Here is a 21,897-nt window from a genome sequence, read left to right as displayed (position 1 = left end):
GGAAGATCAGCGCGATCCCGGTCACCCGGTATCGCTACCGCGGCAACACGATTCCCAACCCCTGGGCCACTGCAACCACCTGACGGCAGAGACCGTGGAGAGCCCGTTGCCTAGTAATAGGCACGGCGGGTTCGGCGAGAGGTCCGGGGAAACGGACCGGGAGCAATCCCGGCACCGCGCCCCGGGCCTACTCAGCGACGAAGCCGGCTTCTCCATGACGCCGCCGCACGCCCGAACCTGGTCGCAGCGAGGACGCACCCCGGTGGTGCGGGTTCGCGGCCGCTCCCGCAGACGCATCTCCATCGCCGCTTTGACCTGCTACAAACCCGGCCGCAGGTCACGGCTGATATACCGGCCACGCCGCGACGACGGCAACCGTGACGGACGCAAGAGTTTCTCCTGGCGCGACTACCGTGACCTGCTCATCGCCGCCCACACCCAGTTCGGCGGCCCGATCGTCCTCGTCTGGGACAATCTCAACGTCCACAAGGCCGCAGAACTACGGGAGTTCGCCGCGACCCGGGACTGGCTGACCATCTACTACCTGCCGCCCTATGCCCCCGACCTCAACCCAGTCGAGGGCATCTGGTCCCTGTTGCGACGCGGCTGGCTCTCCAACGTCGCCTTCACCACGCCGGAACACCTCATGCAGCGCATCCGAAGCGGGCTGCGGCACATCCAGTACCGCAGCAGCCTCATAGACGGCTGCCTCGCCGAAACGGGACTGACGATCAACCCCTGACCACCGAAGGCAACATCACGAGTTCAACCTCAGACGGCAGGGACTGTTCCAGCACGGCCACCTCCAGGCGGGGCAGAGCGTCCTAGTGCACGGTGCGGCCGGCTCAGTCGGGTCGGCGGTGACTCAGCTCACCCGTGAGTTCGGCGCCTACGTCATCGGCACCGGACGCGCTGCGGACCGTCACAAGGCACTCGACTTCGGCGCGACGGAGTTCGTCGACCTCGACAACGACACCCTGGAAGATATCGGCGGCGTCGACCTGGTTTTCGACGTCATCGGCGGAGACATCCAGAAGCGATCCGCGCGTCTGATCCGGGCCGGAGGAACACTGGTGACCGTCGTTGGGCTGCCCGAGGCGCGGCCTGCCCACGGCCAGGCGATCGACTTCGTTGTCCTGCTTGATCGCGCCCAACTGGGTGAAATCGTCCAGCGGGCGCGAGACGGACGGCTGCGGACGAACATTGGCAACGTCGCGACACTCGACGATGCTGTCACGGCCTTCAATCCGACCGAGCGGATCAGCGGGCAGACGATCATCCGCGTTCGTCCGTGAGCGACACGTGACCATCCCTGCAACCACCAAAGAGACACATGACCAAGGAGACAATTCCCATGAAGGCGATCGTGGTGACGGACCAGGCAGCAGGAACGGCCGGGATGACGCTGACGGAGCGGCCCGAGCCGGAGCCAGCGATCAACGATGTCGTCGTTCAGGTTCATGCGTCGGGATTCGTCCCGACTGAGCTGGCGTGGCCCTCTACCTGGACCGATCGCCTCGACCGTGACCGAACACCGTCGATCCCCGGACATGAGCTGGCCGGAGTGGTCACCGCCCTCGGCTACGGCACGACCGGGTTGTCGGTGGGACAGCGGGTGTTCGGCCTCACCGACTGGCATCGCGACGGTACTCTGGCCGAGTACGCGGCCGTCGAGGCACGCAACCTCGCGCCGCTGCCGGGCGACGTCGACTTCGCCGTGGGCGCGAGCCTTCCGATCTCAGGCCTCACCGCGTGGCAGGGACTGTTCCAGCACGGCCACCTCCAGGCGGGGCGGAGCGTCCTCGCGCACGGCGCGGCCGGCGCGGTCGGGACGATGGTGACCCAGCTCGCACGAGAGGCCGGCGCCTACGTCATCGGCACCGGACATGCCGCTGACCGTCAGAAGGCGCTCGACTTCGGTGCAATGGAGTTCGTCGACCTCGACAACGACACCCTCGACGACGTCGGCGAAGTCGACCTGGTTTTCGACGTCATCGGCGGAGACATCCAGAAGCGATCCGCGCGCCTGATCCGGCCCGGAGGAACACTGGTGACCGTCGTTGGGCCGCCCGAGGCGCGGCCTGCCCACGGCCAGGCGATCGACTTCGTCGTCGAGTCCGATCGTGCCCAACTGGGTGAGATCGTCCAGCGGGTGCGAGACAGACGGCTGCGCACGAACATCGGCAACGTGGCGGCGCTCGACGATGCCGTCGCCGCCTTCAACCCGACCGAGCGGGTCAAGGGGAAGACGATCATCCGCGTTCGTCCGTAAGAACTCAGGGACAGCGACCGGGCCTCGTGGGTCAGCGTCAGCTGCGTGGCCCGGTCGGTCACGCCGTAACGGCGGCTCCCACATGCGTCGATCGCACAGTCAGCGGTGTACGTTCATTGATTGAGGCGCGGCGGTGTAGCCGCGCTCTAATGCCAGCTCGATCTGCGTGGTATGACGCCGAGCTTTGGCGGCGCTAATAGCTTGTGGACCGACGTGCCGTGCAGGCGAAGAGCTAGATACGGGGAGGTGTCCAAATGACGGATCAGGCCGCGGGGACGGCCAGGATGAAGCTGGTGGAGCGGCCCGAGCCGGATGCGGAGAGGCTCGCCAGCCTCTCGGGCGCGAACTACGGCGATGTCGTCGTTGAAGTTCATGCGTCGGGATTCACCGGGAATGAGCTGGAGTGGCCCTCGACCTGGACCGATCGCCTCGGCCGCGACCGCACGCCGTCGATCCCCGGCCACGAGCTGGCCGGAGTGGTCACCGCCCTCAGCTATGGCACAACCGGCCTGTCGGTTAGGACAGCGGGTGTTCGGCCTCACGGACTGGACGCGCGACGGCACCCTCGCGGAGTATGTCGTCGTCGAGGCACGCAACCTTGCGCCGCTGCCGGGCCACAGGCACGGTCCCATCAGCGGACGAATCCACCATGCACGCGCGAAGGCCTGCACGCATCCCGTCGCCACGCACATTCGGCGCGGGCGACGGCATCGACGCCGTCGAATGCCTCGTGGCCGGGACTGCCAGTGGCTCACGGCCTTGTGCCCGGGGTGCCGGGGCCTGGTCTTTTGCCGTGCTCACGGCGCCTACCTGCCGTTTCCCGCTGATGTGCCCTGCGGCAGACGAAGCGCTCTCGGGCTGCGGGTAGCGCTCTGCGCTGGCGGGCCGGGCCGGTGCCTGCCTGGCCCGCGTCTTTGGGGCGGCCGTGAGCCGGAGCACGGTCCCGCGCCTGGTCGACGTTCATCCGGAACCGGGGGTGCCGCGCCGCGCGTGGGCGGTCGCGACGAATCAATCCGCCTCCTTCTCGGGCCCCGATCTTGCGGATCCCCGTGAACGGTTCAGCAATGGCAAGGCCGTCAGAGGAAACACGACCACTGACAGCAGGCCTGCCGCCACCAGCGCGGCGGCGTTAGCCGGTCGGATCGCCTCCAACTTCAAGCCGATCGTCGTCGCAGCCACGATGACCGGGAGCGAGGTGGCCTGCAAGAGTCCGCTGGCCATGACCTCGGCGCGCGAGAGGCCGGCGCTGCGGTAGACCAATGCGGGCACTCCACGAACGAGGAGGAGCGCGGCAAGGAACATCGGTACCCGCAGCGCCGTTCCGGCGTCCGCGAACAGGGCTCCAAGGTCGAACTGGATGCCGCTCGTCACGAAGAAGACCGGGATGAGAAAGCCATAGCCGAGGCCCTCCAGTTTGACGTGGAACTGCGGGTGCGTCTGTTCGGAGTCGGGGTCGACCAGCCGTAGCACGGCCCCTGCGATGAAGGCACCCAGAACGGCCTCGAATCCGAGATGCAGGGCGACCGCGGATAGACCAACGATCAGAACCATTGTCAAGCGGACCCGGACTTGAGCGCTCGTGTCCGCCAGGCTCATTACCGTCTGGGACAGCCACATGGAGCGTCCCGCGCGTATTGAGGCCACCACGATGAGCACCATCAGGCAAGCAAGCCCGAGCAGGAGAAGCAGCCTGGAAGCCGGGCCCGATGCATGCTCGGAGAAGAACAGCGACAGCAACACCACAGCGCTGATCTCACCTGCCGAGCCGCCACCGATGGTCAGCTGGCCAACTGGCCGGTCGACCGCGCCGGCGTCCTCGAGGATCGGGACCAGAAGTCCCATAGACGTGGCCACCAGCGCGGTGCCGAGGAGCAGCGGGCTCTCGAACAACCCGGCGATGTGCAGCATCCAGCCGACGGCTGCGGCCAGCGCAAGTGTGCCGGCCAGACCAATACCGACGAGCCTCGCCCGCGGCCCGCGTAGTTGCTTGAAGTCGATCTCGAGCCCGGCAAGGAACAACAGGAAGCTCAGTCCAATGATTGACAAGGCCTGAACGGTGGCGTCCGGCTGCACCACATTCAGCACCGCCGGGCCAAGAACGACGCCAGCCACGATCTCGAGGACCGGGCCCGGGAGAGGGACGCGGGGCACCAGGGCGAGGAGGAAGGGGACGCCGGCGGCTACCGCGAGAACGATGACCAGGTTGTCGTACGACATCGTGACTCCGGCGGCCGGTCGGCGGGGCAAGGTTCTGACCCAGATTGCCCCATCCGATGGTGTTATGGCCGGTCGAAGAACCAACCGGCGCGTCTCGCCGCTCCGACAGGTCTGCTCCGCGCAGTTCGGCGAGCAGGGGCTCGTGCCAGCGAGGCGGGACTGCGGCCTCGGTCCAGTTCCGCGGTCGGCGCCGGCTGGTCACCCCGGAACACCGCGGCCACCGCATAGTGATACGGCAGGACAATCGCCTTGCGCGGGTAACGACGGGTGAGCTCCTGGGGGAGGCCGGGCCAGACCAACCGCCCCTCGCGCACCGCCTCGGCCACCCGGAACGGGACTCCTACGGCGAACTCCAGCAGCCGGTCCAGCCCAGCCCGGCGTCCCGGGCCTCCCGCGCGGGGGCGGGCAGCGCGGACGTACGGCGCTGGTATCTACGCGATGTCCGGTCATGCTCCGGGGCATCCAGTAGCGGGCCTCGTCGTCACCGGCCCCGTGTCAGCGAGCCTGTCTGGTGGGCGCCAATCCGCTGTCCGCGCCCGTTGCGATGCGCGGAATCCGTAAGCGAATCCGAAACGTGGCAGGTCGTCCCGAAGCGAAGCCCGGTGATGAGATGCGCCAGCCCGCGCTTCCGCCTCGACCGGAAGGAGGGACAATGCCCGAGTACGGCAACTATCTAGAGGTTGTCTCCCGTCTGCCATAGGAGCAATGCCGTGTGACACAGGAGAGCGGCATGGAATAGTGGGCGCCACCTGCGTCTTGGGTTACAGGCGCGGAGAAATGAGATGACAGGACGGACACAGAGGGCCGTTCTGGCAGGCGGATGCTTCTGGGGCATGCAGGATCTCATTCGCCGCCTGCCTGGAGTGACGGGGACTCGCGTCGGCTACACCGGCGGTAACGTGCCCAACGCCACGTACCGCAACCACGGCACACACGCCGAGGCGATCGAGATCACACTCGATCACGACCAGACCGACTTCCGCACGCTGCTGGAGTTTTTCTTCCGATCCACGATCCAACTACGAAGAACCGCCAGGGTAACGACGTCGGTCTCAGCTACCGCTCGGCGATCTATTACGTGGATGAAGAGCAGAGGAAAGATTGAACCCGTCGGTCCCTTCTGAGAGGCCGAGCCCGAGCACCGAGATTACTTGGAGCGCTATCCCAACGGATACACCTGCCACTTTGTCCGCCCGGGATGGCGGCTTCCCACATGCGCGAGGGATTGATGGCGGGCGCCTGAGCGGTCGCGTCGTGCGAGCGACTCGAGAAGGTCACTGATATCCAACGGAGATCCGTGGGTCTGGAACGAACCTCCAGGGTGCGGTGGCTGCGGGCCTCACTGATGTGGGGGCGTGGAGCGTTCAGGCTCCGGCAGTGTCGACGATGATGTTGGTGCGACCGTCAAGGTGGCCGATTCCACCGTGCACGCCACGGTCGGCGGCTTCCGGGCTGCTGATCGTGACGGAGGCGAAAATGCTCACGGTTGGTTACGCTGTCGATACGATGGGTGGTGAGCGACACATGGTCACGCGCGGATTCACGGGACGTCCTCGACGCACGGAAGGCGCGGTCCCGCCGGGGCAGTTCGTCACCAGTGACTTCCCGGTCCTCACGGCGGGCCCGACCCAGCACGTACCGACCCGCGCGTGGGAGCTGGTGGTCACCGACGGGACCACGGAGAGGACCTACGCGTGGGCATCGCTGCGCGATCTGGGCGTGGTGGACCTGACCACCGACATTCACTGCGTCACGCACTGGTCCAAGCTGGGGACGACCTGGCAGGGCGTTCCGGTGGCGGCCGTGCTGGAGGACGCCGGGGTGGCCGACGAGCCCTACGCGCTGGTGTCCTCGTACGGCGGCTACACCACGAACGTCCCGGTGGAGGACCTGGTGGACCGCGACGCGATGGTCGCGGTGGGCTACGAGGGCGGTCCGATCCCGGCCGAGCACGGCGGGCCGGTCCGGCTGCTGGTGCCGCACCTGTATCTGTGGAAGTCTGCCAAGTGGTTGCGCGGGATCCGGGTGATGCCCGAGGACGAGCTAGGGTTCTGGGAGAACGCTGGCTACCACCACCGCGGTGTGCGCGGACATCGTCGACGCCCTCGGACGACCATCGGCACCACGCACACATTCACGACCTCGTCACTCCGACACCAGGCCGGGTCCTGTTCGGGCCGGCGGTCACGATCTCCTTCTTCCCCTCCTGTTCGGTGATGGTGGACCCCGAGACCCACACCTTCGGCGCTCTGTTCCAGCAGGCGGTGGGCGTCAAATCCGACGATGCCCGGGGCAAGGTGCTGGTACTGGCGAGTAACGGCCACCGCGACGTCTCCATCGGCGGCGGCACCAAGCTTTCCCTGCTGGCGCGCTACGGCCTGGCCGGTGTGCTCACCGACGCACGGCTGCGAGACTTCGCCCAGCTGCAGTCCTTTCGTCTCACCACGTTCGAACCGCAACTATCACAAAGCTGCATGAAGACGGCTCTGGCCGGCGGTACACGCCCCCGGGGGAAGGTGCGGGAGACCCCTACTTCCAGCTCGCATACGAGTACTGGGACAAGGGCTGGCACAATGCCCTCTCCCTTCCGGGCAAGGCCATGCTCCTGATCGCCTCGAACCAGAGGAAGCTCGAGTTCACTCTGCCTCAGGAGCGGATACCCGACTGGTACGGCATTTCTGCCGACAGCGCTGGCAAGGGCATCCGTGAGTTGTCGAAGCACGGCATCCTCGTTCAGGTCGATGAGGAGTGGTTCGACACCCTCAAGACTCGATCAGGCCGGGGATTGCGTCCCGTTTACAGCTTGTTGCCGCCCTTCACCCCTCGTGCTCTCGGAGGGCCGACGCCTGACGAAGAGACTGCCACTGTGCTTTTCTCGGGCACCGCTTCGAAGAATTGAGGGTCGCACCACTCCGCATGTGGTTGGCGCCGTGGCGGAGCGGTGCGACTTCACCAGCACATATCACTGGATTCCGGAGTACCTCTTGAACAAGCACTCCATCGGACTCCCCTCCACGGAGAGCCCTACCCCACACTCTACGACCCGGTGGCGCCGCCGTAGCCGCCGCTACTTGCGCATCATTTTCATGAACGCCTTGAAAGGCGCTGGGTACACACTCGGCGGCGCGGCCGTCACCTGGCTGATCTGGTGGGTTCAGACAGGCTGACACGGCAACGCGAACGCTGGCTGCCGCGAGGCGTACAGGTTCGATGGGCGGGTCGATCCGCTCGTGATCTTGCGACAAACAACCCCCGGGTATGGCCTGGGGGTTCGTATTGGAGCGGGTGACGAGAATCGAGCTCGCGCCCTGGAGCCGGAGCACCTGGAGCGCTTCTACCGGAAGATGCAGAGCAACGGCAGTTCGGCCGGGACGGCTCACCATGTGCACCGCACGATGCGCGTTGCCCTCGGTGAGGCCGTACGGCGCGGGCACGTCCCAACGAATGCAGCAGAGATCGCCAAGGCACCGAGGCTCGAAGAAGAGGACATCGAGCCGTACACCATCGAAGAGGTCCAGAGCCTGCTCCTGGAGGCGTCCAAGCTCCGCAACAGCGCGCGGTGGGTCCTCGCCCTGGCGCTCGGGCTCCGTCAAGGGGAAGCGCTCGGGCTGCACTGGGAAGACGTCGACCTCGACGCGGGCTACGTGCGCATCCGCAAGAACCGGCTTCGGCCGAAGTACCGCCATGGCTGCGGCGACCCCCCGTGCGGCAGAAAGGCCGGTTACTGCCCTCAGCGGCAGCAGATCCGGCGCGAGCACAAGTCCACCAAGTCCCGCGCCGGTCGTCGCACGGTCGGTCTGCCCGATCCGCTGATCAAGCTGCTGCGCCACCACCGGGAGGAGCAGGAGCGGGAACGGATCGCGGCCGGTGCCGACTGGGAGGACAAGGGATACGTCTTCGCCTCCCCAACCGGCGGGCCGCTGAGCCCGAACACCGACTACCACGTGTGGAAGCGGCTGCTTCGGGACGCGGGCGTACGCGACGGTCGGCTCCATGACGCTCGCCACACCGCGGCGACCGTGCTTCTTCTCCTCGGTGTCCCGGACGTCGTCGTGGACGCGATCATGGGCTGGGAGCCCGGGGGAGCGGCCCGGATGCGGGCTCGCTACATGCACATCACCGGGCCGATACTGCGGAAGGTGGCTCAGCAGGTTGGAGATGCGCTCTGGGAGCCGCCCGAGGGCAAGTGAGACGGAAACTGAGACGGAGTACGACGAAGGCCCCGACCATGATCGGTCGGGGCCTGTCGTTTGCCCTGGTGGGCGGTGCGGAGGATACGAGATTCGAACTCGTGAGGGGTTGCCCCCAACACGCTTTCCAAGCGTGCGCCCTAGGCCTCTAGGCGAATCCTCCGCGGGAAACAATACAAGACCAGATGCCGTGCTCGCGAACTCGTTCCCAGCCCGGTCGATCCGCTAGGGTGGGGGCCAGCCCCTCACGCGGCGCTATCTCACCGAACTCCCCCAGGGCCGGAAGGCAGCAAGGGTAAGTGAGCTCTGGCGGGTGCGTGAGGGGCCCTTTGCGTTGCGACGGGGGCCGGAGTGGGAGCGGGCGGCTCCGGATGTCGGTGGGCCCCGATATCGTCGTAAGGGTGTCGTCCCTCGCGCTGTACCGCCGCTACCGCCCCGAGACCTTCGCGGAGGTCATCGGGCAGGAGCATGTCACCGGCCCGCTGCAGCAGGCGCTGCGCAACAACCGGGTCAATCACGCGTATCTGTTCAGCGGTCCGCGAGGCTGCGGCAAGACGACCAGTGCGCGCATCCTGGCCCGCTGTCTGAACTGTGAGAAGGGTCCCACCCCGGCGCCGTGCGGGGAGTGCCAGTCGTGCCAGGACCTCGCGCGGAACGGGCCGGGGTCGATCGATGTGATCGAGATCGACGCCGCGTCCCACGGCGGTGTGGACGATGCGCGTGAGCTGCGCGAGAAGGCGTTCTTCGGGCCCGCGTCGAGTCGTTACAAGATCTACATCATCGACGAGGCGCATATGGTCACCTCGGCGGGGTTCAACGCCCTGTTGAAGGTGGTCGAGGAGCCGCCGGAGCATCTGAAGTTCATCTTCGCGACCACCGAGCCCGAAAAGGTCATCGGCACCATCCGGTCGCGTACGCACCACTACCCCTTCCGGCTCGTGCCGCCGGGGACGCTCCGGGAGTATCTGGGGGAGGTCTGCCGGAGCGAGGCGATTCCGGTCGAGGACGGGGTGCTGCCGCTGGTGGTGCGGGCCGGGGCGGGGTCCGTGCGTGACTCGATGTCGGTCATGGACCAGCTGCTCGCGGGCGCGGCTGACGACGGTGTGACATACGCCATGGCCACCTCGCTGCTCGGTTATACGGACGGCTCGCTGCTCGACTCGATCGTGGACGCCTTCGCGGCGGCCGACGGCGCGGCGGCGTTCGAGGTCGTCAACCACGTGATCGAGGGGGGTAACGACCCCCGGCGCTTCGTCGCCGATCTGCTGGAGCGGCTGCGCGATCTGCTGATCCTCGCCGCCGTGCCGGACGCGGCGGACAAGGGGCTCATCGACGCCCCGGCCGATGTCGTCGAGCGGATGCAGGCGCAGGCGTCGGTCTTCGGCGGCGCCGAGCTGAGCCGGGCGGCCGACCTGGTCAATGAGGGCCTTACGGAGATGCGCGGGGCCACCTCGCCGCGGTTGCAGCTGGAGCTGATCTGCGCGCGGGTGCTGCTGCCCGCCGCCTTCGACGACGAGCGATCCGTGCAGTCGCGGCTGGAGCGGCTGGAGCGCGGAGCCCTCGCGGGCGGTCTGGGCGGTGGCGGCGGTGCCGGTGGCGCCGGTGGATTCGCGGCTCCGTCGGGGCCCGGGCCTGCCATGGGGTACGTACCGGGGCCCGATGCCCACGCCCCGGCCGCTGGGCCCGCCGGGCCGGCCGGGGTCCGTGCGGCGATCGGGGCCCAGTCCGGCGGTGGCTCCGGTCCGGCTGACCAAGGCGGCGCTGAGGTGCCCGGCGCGGGTGGACAGCCCGGTGGGCAGTCCGGCGGATGGCCCGCGGGCGCGCGGCCCGCTGCGGAAGGCGGCCCGAGCGGGGCCGCGGACGGTGGACAGCAGGGAGGCGCACCGACCGTGCCCCCACCCGCGGACGGCGGCGGGCAGCGGCCCGGTGCGTGGCCCACGGGCGCGCAGCCCGCGGCCCCGGCGGAGGGCGGCGGATCGCGGCCCGGGGCCTGGCCGACCGCCTCGGCTCCCGGTTCCGGTGCGGGTTCAGGTGCGGGTTCCGGTGCGGGCGGTGCCTCCGGCGGTGGACAGGGCGCCGCGGCGCCCGCCCGGCAGCCCGGCGGCTGGCCCTCGGCCGCCGCACCGGGGCAGGGCGGCGGCCCGCCCGCGCAGGCGCCCGCGCCCAGCCGGCCCGCCCAAGGCTCCGCCCAGGGACCTGGCCAGGGAGCTTCGCCCGCGCAGAACGCGCCGAGCATGGCGCAGGGGGCTGTGCAGGTGCGGCAGATGTGGCCGGACATTCTGGAGGCGGTCAAGAACCGTCGCCGCTTCACTTGGATCCTGCTGAGTCAGAACGCCACGGTTTCCGGGTTCGACGGCACCACCCTCCAGCTCGGCTTCTCCAACCCGGGCGCGCGCGACAGCTTCGCCAACGGTGGGAGTGAGGACGTACTGCGGCAGGCGCTCAGCGACGCCATCGGTGTGCAGTGGCGCATCGAGGCGATCGTCGACCCCTCGGGCGGCGCCGGACAGCAGGGCGGCGGACCAGGTGGTTCCGGAGGCTCCGGTGGCTCCGGTGGTTCCGGTGGCTCCGGTGGTTCGGGCGGCTTCGGTGGTTCGGGCGGCTTCGGCGGCGGTGGCGGAGGCGGCTTCGGCGGCTCGGGCGGTTCCGGTGCCCCCGGCAGCGGCTTCGGCGGCGGCCAGCCCGCGGCGCCGCGGCAGCCCGCGCCCCGGCCCGCCTCCGCGCCCCCGTCCGCTCCCGCCTCGGCGTCCGCGCCCCCCGACGTGGGCCCGCCCGCCGAGTCGGTGTACCGGGAGCCCGAGCCTCCGCCGATCTCGCCGGAGGACGATATGCCGGCCGAGGACGATCCGGATCTCGACGACACCGCGCTGAGCGGGCACGACCTGATCGTGCGCGAGCTCGGTGCCACGGTCATCGAGGAGATCGCCAACGAGTAGGGCGGACGCATAGGGCGGACGAGCAGGGGGCGGAAGAAGGGGCGCGCGGACAGGTGTGCGCCCGGCCCCGCTCCCTCGCGCCCCCGCCCCTTCGCGCCGCGCGCCCGCCCCGCGCCCTGCCGGCCCGTACCGGCCGTACTCCCCGCTCTCCTCCGTACGGCGTAGGGCAAGCGCCCCTGGGAGCACGTAGGCTCGGGCTATCGAAGAGAACGACCTCGACAGCCAGGAGCGAACTCGTGATTCCCGGTGGTGGCCAGCCCAATATGCAGCAGCTGCTGCAGCAGGCTCAGAAGATGCAGCAGGACCTCGCCGCGGCCCAGGAAGAACTGGCCCGGACCCCCGTTGAAGGTTCCTCGGGCGGTGGCCTGGTGAAGGCGACCGTGAACGGTGCCGGTGAGTTGCAGGGCCTGGTCATCGATCCCAAGGCCGTGGATCCTGAGGACACGGAGACCCTCGCGGATCTCGTCGTCGCGGCCGTCCGTGACGCGAACCACTCCGCGCAGGAGCTGCAGCAGCAGAAGCTCGGCCCGCTGGCCCAGGGGCTGGGCGGTATGCCGGGGCTCCCGTTCTGACCGTTCAGTTCCGGCTGAGCGTGCAGACCCGGCTGAGCAGCGAAAAACGCACCACGGCGGCGGCGACACCGCGAAACCGAGTATTCATGTGAAGTACGGCCACCGCGCGGCGGCGCGAGATTGGATGGAGGCGTGTACGAGGGCGTGGTCCAGGACCTCATCGACGAGTTGGGCAGGCTGCCCGGCGTCGGTCCCAAGAGCGCGCAGCGGATCGCCTTCCACATCCTTCAGGCCGAGCCCACCGATGTCCGTCGACTCGCCCATGCGCTGACCGAGGTCAAGGAGAAGGTGCGGTTCTGCGCGGTGTGCGGGAATGTCGCCGAGGCCGAGCAGTGCCGGGTCTGCCAGGATCCGCGCCGTGACCTGTCGGTCATCTGCGTGGTCGAGGAGCCGAAGGACGTCGTCGCGATCGAGCGGACCCGCGAGTTCCGCGGCCGCTATCACGTGCTCGGCGGGGCGATCAGCCCGATCGAGGGCGTGGGCCCGGACGATCTGCGGATCAGGGAGCTGCTGGCGCGGCTCGCGGACGGGTCGGTCACCGAGCTCATCCTGGCCACCGACCCGAATCTGGAGGGCGAAGCCACCGCCACGTACCTCGCGCGCATGATCAAGCCCATGGGCTTGAAGGTCACACGTCTGGCCAGCGGGCTCCCCGTCGGCGGAGACCTGGAGTACGCCGACGAGGTCACGCTGGGTCGTGCCTTCGAAGGGAGAAGACTTCTCGATGTCTGACGCAACGCTGCACGACGCCCACCCGGACCCGGACGACTTCGCGGTCCAGATCTCCGACCAGATCGAGAGTTTCATCGTCGCGGTCACCGAAGTCGCCAAGGGTGACGAGCCGGACAGCGCTGTGCCGTTCCTGCTGCTTGAGCTCTCCCAGCTGCTGCTCGCGGGCGGCCGGCTGGGCGCGCACGAGGACTTCGTCCCGGATGAGCGGTACGAGCCGGACGCCGGGCCGGAGCCGGACGTCGACGAGCTGCGCGAGCGCTTCGCCCAGCTGCTCGAGCCGATCGACGTCTACTCGGAGGTCTTCGACCCGTACGAACCGCGCAGCCAGCCCCTCGCCTGCCGGATCTCCGACGATCTGGCCGGAATCATCGCCGATCTGCGGCACGGCATGGCGCACTACCGCGAGGGCCGGATCAGCGAGGCGCTGTGGTGGTGGCAGTTCTCGTACCTCTCCAATTGGGGTACGACCGCCTCCGCCGCCCTGCGCGCGCTGCAGTCGCTCGTCGCCCACGTACGGCTCGACAGCCCGCTGGACGAGCTGGACGGCCTGGACACGGACAGCAACGCGAGTGGTGACGACGAGCTCGCGGAGGAGGCCGGACGGGTCATGGCGGCGGAGATCGCGGGACCGCTCGGGCTGCGCTCCGTACAGCACTGAGCCCGCGGCGAGACGGCGCTGAGGCCCCGCGGTGAGACGGCGCTGAGGCCCCGCCGCGGGGGCGGCGCCGGGCGCTTCCGGCCTGTGAGGTGGGTTACGTTCCCGTGTGCTTCCGCCGGAAGCGGGCAGGGTTCGTCGCTGAGCGAGCGGGAGGGTTGAGGGGAGTCTCGCCGGTACGTGGACGTTGTACCGGCTGAGCACTCCTGATCCTCATGATCACGCAGTGAGCCTTCGGTCTCGCTATGTGATAACCGGGAGGGAAGATTCCGGCCGCTCGTTAGACTGAGCCGACCGCATTATTGAGAGCTGCGAGGAGCGCACGTGGGCCTTGTCGTGCAGAAGTACGGAGGCTCCTCCGTTGCCGATGCCGAGGGCATCAAGCGGGTCGCCAAGCGAGTCGTGGAAGCCAAGAAGAACGGCCACCAGGTGGTCGTCGTGGTTTCCGCGATGGGCGACACGACGGACGAGCTGATCGATCTCGCCGAGCAGGTATCCCCGATTCCTACTGGGCGCGAGTTCGACATGCTGCTGACCGCGGGAGAGCGGATCTCCATGGCCCTGCTGGCCATGGCGATCAAAAACCTCGGTCACGAGGCGCTGTCCTTCACCGGCAGCCAGGCAGGAGTCATCACCGACGCGGTCCACAACAAAGCGCGGATCATCGACGTCACGCCGGGTCGCATCCGCGACGCGCTCGAGCAGGGTGCCGTCGCGATCGTCGCGGGCTTCCAGGGCGTGTCCCAGAAGAGCAAGGACATCACCACCCTCGGCCGGGGCGGTTCGGACACCACCGCGGTGGCGCTGGCCGCCGCCCTGGACGCCGAGGTGTGCGAGATCTACACCGATGTGGACGGCGTGTTCACCGCCGATCCGCGCGTGGTGAAGAAGGCTCGCAAGATCAACGAGATTCCGTACGAGGACATGCTGGAGCTCGCCGCGAGCGGCTCCAAGGTGCTGCATCTGCGCTGCGTCGAGTACGCGCGCCGGTACACCATCCCCATCCACGTACGGTCGTCTTTCTCCGGCCATGTGGGCACCTGGGTGCGCAATCGGCCGGCAGCGGGAGAAGGAGAAGAAGGCATGGAGCAGGCGATCATCTCCGGGGTCGCGCACGACACGTCCGAGGCCAAGGTCACGGTCGTCGGGGTGCCGGACAAGCCGGGTGAGGCCGCGGCCATCTTCCGTACCATCTCGGACGCCGAGATCAACATCGACATGGTGGTGCAGAACGTCTCCGCCGCGTCGACCGGGCTGACCGACATCTCGTTCACGCTGCCGAAGACGGACGGCCACCGTGCGATGGAGGCGCTGACCAAGGCGAAGCCGCTGATCGGCTTCGACTCGCTGCGCTACGACGACCAGATCGCCAAGATCTCGCTGGTCGGCGCCGGTATGCGCACCAACCCGGGCGTCACCGCGACCTTCTTCGAGGCGCTGTCGAACGCCGGGGTCAACATCGAGCTGATCTCGACCTCCGAGATCCGCATCTCGGTCGTCACCCGCGCCGACGATGTGAAGGACGCGGTCGTCGCCGTGCACAGCGCGTTCGGCCTGGACAGCGACAGCGTCGAGGCCGTGGTGTACGGAGGGACCGGCCGATGACCCGCGCCGGCGGTGCCGGTGGCCGGAAGCCGACGCTTGCCGTCGTCGGTGCGACCGGTGCCGTCGGCACCGTCATGCTCTCGATCCTGTCGGAGCGTGCCGATGTCTGGGGCGAGATCCGGCTGATCGCCTCGCCGCGCTCGGCCGGCCGGAAGCTGACCGTCCGCGGTGAGCAGGTCGAGGTCATCGCGCTGAGCGAGGAGGCGTTCGAGGGCGTCGACGTCGCGATGTTCGACGTACCGGACGAGGTCTCCGCACAGTGGGCGCCGATCGCGGCGAGCAAGGGTGCGGTCGCCGTCGACAACTCCGGCGCCTTCCGGATGGACCCGGACGTCCCGCTGGTGGTCCCGGAGGTGAACGCGCACGCGGCCCGCGTCCGCCCGCGCGGCATCATCTCCAACCCCAACTGCACCACCCTCTCGATGATCGTCGCGATGGGCGCGCTGCACGCCGAGTTCGGGCTGAGCGAGCTGATCGTCTCCTCGTACCAGGCGGTCTCCGGCGCGGGCAAGGAGGGCGTGGACACCCTGCGCGAGCAGATCGCCCTCGTCGCCGGTACGGAGCTGGGCACCCACCCGGGGGATGTGCGGCGGGCGGTCGGCGACACCGGGCCGTTCCCGGGCCCGATGGCGCTCAATGTGGTGCCGTTCGCGGGTTCGCTCAAGGAGGACGGCTGGTCCTCCGAGGAGCTGAAGGTGCGGAACGAGTCCCGCAAGATCCTGGGGCTGCCGGAGCTGCGGGTCACCGCGACCTGTGTCCGGGTGCCCGTGATCACCACGCACTCGCTGGCCGTGCACGCGCGGTTCGAGAACGAGGTGACGGTGGATGCGGCGCACGAGATCCTGGCCGCCGCACCGGGCGTGGTGCTGTGCGACAACCCGGCGGAGGGCGAGTTCCCGACCCCCGCCGATGTCGTGGGCACCGACCCGACGTGGGTGGGCCGGGTGCGGCGCTCGCTGGACGATCCGAACGCGCTGGAGCTGTTCGTATGCGGCGACAATCTGCGGAAGGGCGCGGCGCTGAACACCGCGCAGATCGCGGAGGTCGTCGCGGCAGAGCTCACCGGGGCGTAGCCGGCGGGCCTTGGCCGCCGTGGCTTCCGCTGCCGGGGCTTCAGCCGCCGGGGGCGCGGGCGATGTGGCTTCCGCCCGCCGTGGCCTCGGCCGACGTCGCCGAAAAGTGACGGTTCCTCTGATGCGCCCTCCCGATATTGTGAATATCCTGTGCGCATGTCACTGGCCTGGACTGTATGACCTGGGCCGACGACCACATCGACGTTTCGCTCCCCGTCCGCTGCAACCGGCAGCGGGCGGGGAGCGTCTTTCCCTCCGTCCCGCCGTGGGCGCTGTGGAAACTGGGGCATAGGGGAGAGTTGGGGCGCATGGGGGCATTTGATGCATCGTCAAAAGCGGTGCCTCGCGTGTACAACCCTGACGGGGGGCAGCGTGTCCAACAGACGTGGCAGAGGTATTCGGCATCGCAACGGTTCCAGGGCGCGGCGGCACGGCAGTGCGCCCCCCGCGTCCGCGCATACCAAGCGGCATGCCGGTGATCGCGCCATGGCCGGCCGCCCGCCCCGCGCCCATCTCGACAGGGCGCGAGGACACTGACGACGCGATGGCAGCGGGCACCACAGTCGATCACCTCACCGAGACCTACCGCGCCCACTACCGGTCGCTGCTCGGTCTCGCCGCGCTCCTCCTCGACGACACCGCGTCCTGCGAGGACGTCGTGCAGGAGGCGTTCATCCGGGTGCACTCGGCGCGCAAAAGAGTCCGGGACCCGGAGAAGACCCTCGCCTATCTGCGGCAGACGGTCGTCAATCTCTCCCGCTCCGCGCTGCGCCGCCGCATCCTCGGGCTGAAGCTGCTCTCCAAGCCGATGCCCGACATGGCCAGCGCCGAGGAAGGGGCGTACGACCAACTTGAGCGCGATGAACTGATCAGGGCGATGAAGGGACTGCAGCGCCGCCAGCGCGAGGTCCTGGTGCTGCGCTACTTCGCCGATATGACCGAGGCTCAGGTGGCCGCGACGCTGGGCATATCGCTCGGCTCGGTCAAGGCGTACGGCTCGCGCGGCATCGCGGCGCTTCGCGTCGCCATGGAGGCTCCGGCATGAACCACACAACAGACAAGCCGGGCCCGGGCGATCCCGACCGGCGCGACGGCCACGAGTCCGATGGCCTGGAGCCGGGCGGCCTGAAACCCCTCCGCGTCGAGCTTGACGACGCCGAGTCCGGCAGTGCGGACGAGGAGGCACTGCGGCGGCTGCTGCACCACGCGGTGGACGAGCTCGAACCGTCCCCCGACTCCCTGGAGCATCTGCGGCGCGCCGTGCCCGCCCGCCGTACGCGGCGGCGCCAGGCCCTCATCGGGGCCGTGGCGGCGGTGGTGCTCGGCGGCGCCGCCCTTCCGGCGCTGGTGCATGTCGCGACCACGAGTGACGGGGCGGACGCCCGTCCGGCCAATGCCGCCAGCAGCCACCGCACCCCGCAGAGCGGCGGCGGCCAGCGCGGCGAGGGCAGCGGCGGGAAGGACACCGACCGGCCCGCCGACACCGTCGACCCGGACAAGGGCGACAAGAAGCACGGCAAGAAGAAGGACCGGCCGCCGAAGGACCCCAAGGGCGGCCCGGCCGGTACGGTGCCCGACCCCTCCAGCACGCTGAACGCCACATCGCCCATCTGCAGCCGCTCCCAGCTGAGCAGCGGCGGCGCCGGGTCGGCCGGAGCGGCTGACGCCGAGGGCCGGATCTACGGCTCGTTCCGGGTCTCGAACATCTCGGACCAGGCGTGCACGGTCGGGGGCAGTGGCAGCGTCACCGCGAGCGCGCAGGGCGGTGCGGACTCCTCGCGGATCTTCGTCGTGGACCATACGGCGGGTGACGCGGCCAGCGAGCTGCCCGACCCGTCCACCGAGCCGGGAACGCTCATCCTGCAGCCGGGCCAGGCGTACGAGATCAGGTTTGCCTGGATCCCGGCGTTGGGCGGCGGCACCAGCGGCTGCTCCACCACCGGCGGCGGCAGCACCCCGAGCGCCGACCCGACGCCCGACTCGGCCCAGGCATCCCAGGACGACCCCAGCACCAGCGATCCCGGAGGCACCCCGGGCGGCGGTGACGGTGGCGGCGAGCCGCCCTCCGCGAGCGTCCTGGTCAGCCATGCGCCGGAGGCGGGCGACCCAGCGGCCGCGAGCGTGACCCTCAGCGGCGGCTGCGCCGGGACGATCTACCGCACCGGTCTGCTGCCGGCCTCCTAGCGCGCTCCCCGGCCGGGCGGGCTTCCAGGCACTCCCCGGCTGGGCGGGCTTCCAGGCGCTCCCCGGCTGGGCGGGCTTCCAGGCGCTCCCCGGCCGCGCGGGGCGTCCTCACGCTGCCCGGCCGTGGCGGCCTCCTGGCCCTCCCGGCCGGGCCCCGCACCGGCCCCGCCGCCGACGGTCCGGCGCGGGGCCCGTACCGTGGTGGTGTGTATCGGTTTCTGCTGACCCCCCGCTGGTGGGTGATCAACGTCTTCACCCTGTTGGCGATCCCGGTCTGCCTCTTCATGGGCAGCTGGCAGCTCAGCCGCTTCGAGGCGCGCGTCGACACGCACAAGCAGCAGCAGAACGAGGCGTCCGACGCGAAGAAGGCCGCGGCCGAGCCGCTGCGCGATCTGTTGCCGGTCAGCACCAAGACCTCCGGTCGGCAGGCGACCGCCACCGGCCGATACGACATGGCGCATCAACTCCTCATCCCCGATCGGCGGCTGGACGACCGCGACGGTTTCTATGTGCTGACCCTGCTGCGCACCGACGGCGGCAAGGCGCTGCCCGTCGTCCGCGGCTGGCTCCCCGGCGACGCCCGCGACAAGGCCGATACCGCGAAGGTGCCCCCGCCCCCGTCCGGCGAGGTGACCGTCACCGGGGCGCTCCAGGCGTCCGAACACCAGGGCAGCGACGGGGTGAGCGCGAGCGGCGGCCTCCCCAGGGGCCGGCTCGGCATCATCAGCGCCGCCTCGCTGGTCAACCTGGTGCCGTACCAGGTGTACGACGCGTGGATCACCGCCTCCCAGGCGCCCGGGGCCCTGAAGCCGGTGCCCCCCGTGGTGGCGGAGGGCACCGGGCTCGATCTCAAGGCCTTCCAGAACCTCGGCTACACCGGTGAGTGGTTCGTCTTCGCGGGCTTCGTCGTCTTCATGTGGTTCCGGCTGTTCCGCCGTGAGGTCGAGACGGCCCGCGACCTCGCCCTCGGCATCACCCCGCAGGAGACGCCGCCGGGAACCCCACCCGAGACTCCAGGTGACGCTGAGCGAACTCGATCTCCAAGCGCAGCTGCTTGATCCGCTCCTCGACGACGAGCGAGCCGTGCCCCGCGTCATAGCGGTACACCTCATGCGGGGCGCCGCGCCGCTTGAGCCGCTCCACATAGTTGTCGATCTGCCGTATCGGGCAGCGCGGGTCGTTCACCCCCGCGGAGATATAGACCGGCGCCCGCACCTGGTCCACATACGTCAGCGGGGACGATGCCTCGAACCGCTCCGGAACCTCCTCCGGGGTGCCTCCGAGCAGGGTGCGGTCCATCGCCTTCAGGGCCTCCATTTCGTCGTGGTAGGCCGTGACGTAGTCCGCGACCGGGACCGCGGCCAGCCCCAGCGCCCATGCCTCGGGTTGGGTCCCGAGCCCGAGCAGCGTCAGATAGCCGCCCCAGGAGCCACCGGCCAGCACCAGCCGCTCGGGGTCGGCAAGCCCGGAGGCCACCGCCCACTCCCGCACGGCCGCGATGTCCTCCAGCTCGATCAGCCCGACGCGGTGCTTGAGCGCGTCCGTCCACGCCCGTCCGTACCCCGTGGAGCCGCGGTAGTTGACCCGGACCACGGCGAAGCCGTGGTCCACCCAGGCCGCCGGACCGGCCGCGAAGGCGTCGCTGTCGTGCCAGGTCGGCCCGCCGTGGATGTCGAAGACGGTCGGGAAGGGGCCCTCGCCCGCGGGCTTCTGCACCAGCGCGTGCACCCGCCCGCCCGGACCGTCGACCCATACGTCGCTCACCGGCACGGACTCCGGGGCCTTGAACCCCGGCGGGTCGAGCACGATCCGCCCGCTCGTCGAGCGCACCTGGGGCGGCTGCCCGGCGGACGACCACAGGAACTCCACCGTGCCGTCCGGCCGCGCCGTGGCGCCCGAGATCGTCCCGGCGGGGGTCTCGACGCGGGTCAGCTCGCCGGAGGCGAGGTCGTACCGCCACAGCTCGCTGCGCGCCTCATAGCTGTGCTCGACCAGCAGCGCCGACCCGTCCGGAAACCAGTCGGCCCCGACGTCGCCCGGCAGATCGATCGCCAGCGCCGTCTCCACCCCGGTCAGCGGATCCCACACCATGGGCTCCCACCGGCCGCGCCGCTGGTGCCCGACCAGCAGCCGGGTGTCCCCGTCGACCGGCGCGAACCCCATCACGGACAGGCCGAGCTCCTCGGTGCCACCCTTGGTGTCGTCCAGCTCCGCGACGGCCGTGCCGTCCAGCCGCACCACCCGGATCGCCGAGTGCATCGCGTCGCCGTGCTCGGTGTGCTCGACCGCGATCAGCGTCCCGTCATGGGAGAGATCGCCCACTCCGGCCGACTCCCGGTGGCGGTAGATCTCCTCGGGCCCGGCGCCCGGCCGCACCACATGGATGGTCGAGCCCTCCTCGTCGGTGGACCGCCCGACCACCGCCGTGCCGTCCCGGCCGAGCGCGAGCCCCGCCGGATAGGAGGGCTCCAGACCGGGCGTCGCGGGCTCGTCGGCCCGGTCCCGCGCGTCGTCTCCCTCTCCCTCGCCCCCGTGGAACGGCTGGCGCAGCCACACCCCGAACTCATCGCCATCGGTGTCCGAGAACCACCAGATCCATCGGCCGTCAGGGGTCAGCACCCCGTCCGTCGTCCCGTTCGGCCGGTCCGTCACCTGTCGCTGCGCGCCGGTCGCCCGGTCCCATGCGTACAGCTCGTATGTCCCCGTGGCGTTCGAAACGAACAGCGACCGGTCCGGAGCGTCCTCCGCCCAGTCGGGCAGCCCCACTCGCGGCGCCCGGAAGCGCTTTTCCCAGTCCGGCATGGACTCCGTGCTCTCAGTCATGCCCCCCATTCTGCGCCGCACCCCGACATTCGCGCTGGCGTCCCCTCCCGCCTGTGGATAACGTTTGCGGCGGGCATGGACGGCCGTCACCACATAGCCGCGACGCAGAGGGGGAGCCGATGGGCGACATAGCCGCCACTGTGGAGACGTACTGGGCCACGGCCCAGGCCAGGGACTGGAGGGCGTTCGGTGACACCCTCGCGGACGACGTCCGTTACGAACTGCCGCAGACCCGCGAGCGCGTGCTCGGCCGGGACGGCGTGGTCCGCTTCAACGCCGAGCATCTCGGCGAGTGGAGTCTTGAGGTCGAGCGCGTCGTCGCCGACACCACACAGGCGGTCTCCTGGGTCCGCTTCAGCGTGGACGAGGAGGAGACACAGCGCATCAGCTTCTTCACCTCGGCGCCGGACGGCCGGATCCAGACCATCACCGACTTCCGGCCCGCGCCGTACGAGCCCCCGGCCGGTCACGAGTCGCTTGCCGAGCGCTTCTGATCACGATCCCTCCCCTGCCCCCGACGTCCGCCCCTCGCCCCTCGCCCCTCGCCCCTCGCCCCTCGCCCCTCGTCTCGAGTCCCCTCGCCCCGTCTTCTCTTCCCGCCCCTGCCGCCCCTCTGGCCTCTCCCGGCCCCGCCTGCC

At 69.6% G+C, this 21,897-nt stretch carries 18 protein-coding genes, 1 tRNA gene, 1 other RNA gene and 4 pseudogenes; 20 read left to right on the top strand and 4 right to left on the bottom strand.

Features of this window, described 5'->3' with window-relative positions:
- Positions 1-94 precede the first annotated feature (94 nt).
- The 4 genes and pseudogenes from ABZS71_RS20460 to ABZS71_RS20445 form a co-directional block, all read left to right on the top strand.
- Complete coding sequence (locus ABZS71_RS20460; protein ID WP_356211990.1) at positions 95-742, top strand: IS630 family transposase; 648 nt, start codon at positions 95-97, stop codon at positions 740-742.
- A 118-nt stretch (positions 743-860) separates the two neighbouring features.
- Positions 861-1,295, top strand: coding sequence for a zinc-binding dehydrogenase (locus tag ABZS71_RS20455; protein WP_355860792.1), 435 nt, complete (start codon positions 861-863; stop codon positions 1,293-1,295).
- Between the two features lie 59 nt (positions 1,296-1,354).
- Positions 1,355-2,272: an NADP-dependent oxidoreductase gene (locus ABZS71_RS20450; protein ID WP_355860790.1), complete on the top strand. Its 918-nt coding sequence runs from the start codon at positions 1,355-1,357 to the stop codon at positions 2,270-2,272.
- Positions 2,273-2,526: 254 nt separating this feature from the next.
- Positions 2,527-2,884, top strand: a pseudogene (locus tag ABZS71_RS20445) (alcohol dehydrogenase catalytic domain-containing protein); the annotation flags it as partial.
- Positions 2,885-3,280: 396 nt separating this feature from the next.
- Here the strand turns inward: ABZS71_RS20445 and ABZS71_RS20440 are convergent.
- Both ABZS71_RS20440 and ABZS71_RS20435 read right to left on the bottom strand, forming a co-directional pair.
- Entirely contained in the window at positions 3,281-4,489 is a 1,209-nt protein-coding gene (locus ABZS71_RS20440) for a cation:proton antiporter (protein ID WP_355860788.1), read from the bottom strand.
- A 112-nt stretch (positions 4,490-4,601) separates the two neighbouring features.
- Positions 4,602-4,700, bottom strand: a pseudogene (locus ABZS71_RS20435) (IS5/IS1182 family transposase); the annotation flags it as partial.
- Between the two features lie 571 nt (positions 4,701-5,271).
- Between ABZS71_RS20435 and msrA the strand changes: the two are divergent.
- The 5 genes and pseudogenes from msrA to ABZS71_RS20410 all read left to right on the top strand — a co-directional run.
- A pseudogene (gene msrA, locus ABZS71_RS20430) lies at positions 5,272-5,718 on the top strand (peptide-methionine (S)-S-oxide reductase MsrA).
- A 295-nt stretch (positions 5,719-6,013) separates the two neighbouring features.
- A complete protein-coding gene (locus ABZS71_RS20425) occupies positions 6,014-6,706 on the top strand; it encodes a molybdopterin-dependent oxidoreductase (RefSeq protein WP_356211978.1) in 693 nt (230 codons plus the stop codon).
- Entirely contained in the window at positions 6,622-7,098 is a 477-nt protein-coding gene (locus tag ABZS71_RS20420; RefSeq protein WP_356211987.1) for a hypothetical protein, read from the top strand. The genes ABZS71_RS20425 and ABZS71_RS20420 overlap by 85 nt, the downstream gene beginning before the upstream one ends.
- Entirely contained in the window at positions 7,089-7,388 is a 300-nt protein-coding gene (locus ABZS71_RS20415) for a hypothetical protein (protein ID WP_355841411.1), read from the top strand. The genes ABZS71_RS20420 and ABZS71_RS20415 overlap by 10 nt, the downstream gene beginning before the upstream one ends.
- A 409-nt stretch (positions 7,389-7,797) precedes the next feature.
- A pseudogene (locus ABZS71_RS20410) lies at positions 7,798-8,679 on the top strand (tyrosine-type recombinase/integrase); the annotation flags it as partial.
- A 78-nt stretch (positions 8,680-8,757) separates the two neighbouring features.
- On the opposite strand, the gene ABZS71_RS20405 reads toward ABZS71_RS20410, so the two are convergent.
- Positions 8,758-8,842: transfer RNA gene (locus ABZS71_RS20405), tRNA-Ser, on the bottom strand.
- A 74-nt stretch (positions 8,843-8,916) separates the two neighbouring features.
- Here ABZS71_RS20405 and ffs point away from each other — a divergent pair.
- From ffs to ABZS71_RS20355, 10 genes are all read left to right on the top strand, one after another.
- An RNA gene (gene ffs / locus ABZS71_RS20400) (signal recognition particle sRNA small type) lies at positions 8,917-9,011 on the top strand.
- A gap of 69 nt (positions 9,012-9,080) precedes the next feature.
- Positions 9,081-11,615, top strand: coding sequence for a DNA polymerase III subunit gamma and tau (locus tag ABZS71_RS20395; RefSeq protein ID WP_356211975.1), 2,535 nt, complete (start codon positions 9,081-9,083; stop codon positions 11,613-11,615).
- Between the two features lie 236 nt (positions 11,616-11,851).
- Positions 11,852-12,187 (top strand): YbaB/EbfC family nucleoid-associated protein, encoded by a 336-nt coding sequence (locus ABZS71_RS20390; RefSeq protein ID WP_355841459.1) that lies wholly within the window; start codon positions 11,852-11,854, stop codon positions 12,185-12,187.
- A 132-nt stretch (positions 12,188-12,319) separates the two neighbouring features.
- Entirely contained in the window at positions 12,320-12,919 is a 600-nt protein-coding gene (gene recR, locus ABZS71_RS20385; protein WP_355841461.1) for a recombination mediator RecR, read from the top strand.
- A complete protein-coding gene (locus ABZS71_RS20380; protein ID WP_355841463.1) occupies positions 12,912-13,577 on the top strand; it encodes a DUF5063 domain-containing protein in 666 nt (221 codons plus the stop codon). The genes recR and ABZS71_RS20380 overlap by 8 nt, the downstream gene beginning before the upstream one ends.
- A gap of 321 nt (positions 13,578-13,898) precedes the next feature.
- On the top strand, positions 13,899-15,179 hold the full coding sequence (locus tag ABZS71_RS20375; protein ID WP_355841465.1) for an aspartate kinase: 1,281 nt from the start codon (positions 13,899-13,901) through the stop codon (positions 15,177-15,179).
- Positions 15,176-16,252, top strand: coding sequence for an aspartate-semialdehyde dehydrogenase (locus ABZS71_RS20370; RefSeq protein WP_355841468.1), 1,077 nt, complete (start codon positions 15,176-15,178; stop codon positions 16,250-16,252). The genes ABZS71_RS20375 and ABZS71_RS20370 overlap by 4 nt, the downstream gene beginning before the upstream one ends.
- Before the next feature lie 469 nt (positions 16,253-16,721).
- Positions 16,722-17,297 (top strand): SigE family RNA polymerase sigma factor, encoded by a 576-nt coding sequence (locus ABZS71_RS20365; protein WP_355841471.1) that lies wholly within the window; start codon positions 16,722-16,724, stop codon positions 17,295-17,297.
- The gene (locus ABZS71_RS20360) at positions 17,294-18,436 is read left to right on the top strand and encodes a hypothetical protein (RefSeq protein WP_356211972.1); all 1,143 of its coding nucleotides are present in this window, start codon (positions 17,294-17,296) and stop codon (positions 18,434-18,436) included. Before ABZS71_RS20365 ends, ABZS71_RS20360 begins: the two co-directional genes overlap by 4 nt.
- Positions 18,437-18,642: 206 nt before the next feature.
- Positions 18,643-19,494 carry an SURF1 family protein gene (locus ABZS71_RS20355; RefSeq protein ID WP_355841477.1) on the top strand — a complete coding sequence of 284 codons (852 nt, stop codon included), beginning with the start codon at positions 18,643-18,645 and terminating at the stop codon, positions 19,492-19,494.
- Here ABZS71_RS20355 and ABZS71_RS20350 read toward each other — a convergent pair.
- Entirely contained in the window at positions 19,409-21,238 is a 1,830-nt protein-coding gene (locus tag ABZS71_RS20350) for a prolyl oligopeptidase family serine peptidase (RefSeq protein WP_356211984.1), read from the bottom strand. The genes ABZS71_RS20355 and ABZS71_RS20350 overlap by 86 nt on opposite strands.
- A gap of 140 nt (positions 21,239-21,378) precedes the next feature.
- Between ABZS71_RS20350 and ABZS71_RS20345 the strand changes: the two genes are divergently transcribed.
- Entirely contained in the window at positions 21,379-21,753 is a 375-nt protein-coding gene (locus ABZS71_RS20345; RefSeq protein WP_355841480.1) for a nuclear transport factor 2 family protein, read from the top strand.
- The last annotated feature ends 144 nt before the right edge of the window (positions 21,754-21,897 follow it).

Source organism: Streptomyces sp. NPDC005393 (assembly GCF_040606675.1).
In the GTDB taxonomy this organism is placed as follows: Bacteria; Actinomycetota; Actinomycetes; order Streptomycetales; family Streptomycetaceae; genus Streptomyces.
The sequence above is the reverse complement of the archived record's forward strand: the minus strand, read 5'-3'. Positions and strand labels throughout refer to the sequence as shown.